Raw genomic sequence first — 1969 nt, forward strand, 5'->3', positions numbered from 1 at the left:
GGGAAGTTCAGCAGAAGCTGTTTGGCATCGGCTAAGTAGCGCCGCAGCCATTTCTTGAGCCTGGCCTTGGTGGTCAGCGGCCCGCCGCCGGGCGTTGACGGTTGCTTCTTCATCCAGCACATGAGCACGCGGTGCCCCAAGGCCTCCATAGCTCGGAAGAGCTCCATCGGCTTGACCGCCGAGCCCAAGGAACAGCCCTTCAGGTCGTAGAGGTAGTTCAAGTAGAGGATGCGCATACTCGCCTCGTCAGGGCTCCGTGGTGACCGCAGGGCGCGCATTCCGCTTGAACAGGCCCAAGCCCACCACCTCTTCCACCTGCACCGCCCGCGTGGCTAAGAGTAGCGCGCCGTAGATGACGGCGCCGGCACCCCCCGCGACCAGGACGTGCTGGCCGCGCAGCGCCCACACCGCCGCCACCATGACCGCTGTCGCCCCAATAGCCTTGGGCAAATAGCCGAAGCCACGCAGGACCACAATCCTTCGGCAGGCAAATGCAAGGCAGGCCGCCAGGACCAAAGCCTCCGTGCCCACCGTCGCATAAGCAGCGCCCACATGGGCAAAGCGCGGGATGAGCAGATAGTTGAACGACGCGTTGGCGATCAAGCCCACCGCCTGCACAGCCACCAGGCGGTTCTGATGGTTGCTCGCGCCAAAGAGTCCAGCAAGCAGCATGTTGGGAAAGACAAGCCCCGCGTCCACGGCCAGCACCCGGAGTGCAGGAATGGCGTTCTCGAACCCAGGACCGCTGAAAAAGTGGATGATCTTGTCAGCCAGGAGGATCACGCCCGCCACCATCGGCAAAGCTAAGACCAGCATGTACTTGAACCCCTTGGCAAAGATGCGCGACAGCTCATCCTTGGAGGCCACACTCTCGTGAGACAGGCGTGGGAAAAGGGCGATCATGAAGACCAATGGCACCTGGTTGGTGAAGTTTAACAGCCGGTGTGCCGCGGCATACCACCCCCACACCTCGGGCGGCTTCATCAGAGAGAGCATGACCATGTCCACCCGATTGTAGAGGGTGGTCAGAAAGACCGACAAGCCGAACACCACTGCCCCCCGGAAGATGCGTGTGGACTCCTGATAATCGAAGTAGAGCCTGGGGACAAAGAACTTGCGGCGCAGGATCGCCAAGCCCAAAATGAGGCTCACCATGCCGCCCACGACAAAGGCCCACGACAGCCCGTAGAGACCGAAACCGCGCTTCAGGGCTACCAGGCCAATGGCGAAGATTACCCCCTTTTCCACGATGTTGAGCAGGGCGTCAAACTGCATCTGCTCATGGGCGCGGAACATGGAGCCGCACATGGCGGAGAAGGAGGACAACACCCCGTAGCCCGCGATGATGCTGATGGCTGTAACGGTGCGCCGATCGTAGCCCATGACCAGGCCGACCGCCACCACCAAGAGCACGGCAAGCGGAATGAAGGCCACCTTCATGCCGCTGGCCACGCCAAACAGACGTTGCCCGGTACTGCGCTGGCGAGCCACCTCGCGCACAATCCAGGTATTGATGCCAAAGTCGTCGACCAGAAGGACGAAAAACATCACCGTGGTTGCCAAGGCGTATCGGCCAAAGTCCTTGTCGCCGAGAAAACGACAGGCATAGGCGTACAACACCACGGCCAGGACAAGCCGCACCGCCTGACCAATGGTGACAAACAGCGTGTTTCTCTTCAGACTACCCATTGGCCTCCTTGTCGGAGTGCACCAGGAAGCGCGCCATCGCCAAGTAGTCGAGGTGGCCCAACTGGAAGGCGCGAATGGCATCATAGGGCGAACAGACGATGGGCTCCTCGTGCATGTTGAAACTGGTGTTGATGATCGAATTCAGCCCGGTCCTGCGGTAGTACTCCTTGATGATCCTGTAGAAACTGGGATTGGTCTTCTCATCCACCAGCTGTGGGCGGGCGGTATTATCCACGTGCACTACTGCGGGACACTTGCGTTTCATCTCGCTGGTGCAGTC

General features: G+C 60.4%; 3 protein-coding genes. All 3 read right to left on the minus strand.

Annotation, left to right across the window (positions count from 1 at the left end):
* Nucleotides 1-236: hypothetical protein (locus H5U38_03570; protein MBC7186095.1), on the minus strand; the 236-nt coding region annotated here is incomplete at its 3' end.
* A 10-nt stretch (nucleotides 237-246) separates the two neighbouring features.
* Entirely contained in the window at nucleotides 247-1689 is a 1443-nt protein-coding gene (locus tag H5U38_03575; GenBank protein MBC7186096.1) for a flippase, read from the minus strand.
* On the minus strand, nucleotides 1682-1969 hold a 288-nt coding region (locus tag H5U38_03580), incomplete at its 5' end, for a carbamoyltransferase (GenBank protein ID MBC7186097.1). The genes H5U38_03580 and H5U38_03575, both read right to left, overlap by 8 nt.

The sequence above is a fragment of the Calditrichota bacterium genome (genome assembly GCA_014359355.1).
Classification (GTDB): domain Bacteria; phylum Zhuqueibacterota; class Zhuqueibacteria; order JANLFK01; family Oleimicrobiaceae; genus Oleimicrobium.

Excerpts from the sequence above, each read along its gene's own strand:
- H5U38_03575 (MBC7186096.1), bottom strand. The coding sequence starts at position 1,689 with ATGGGTAGTCTGAAGAGAAACACGCTGTTTGTCACCATTGGTCAGGCG.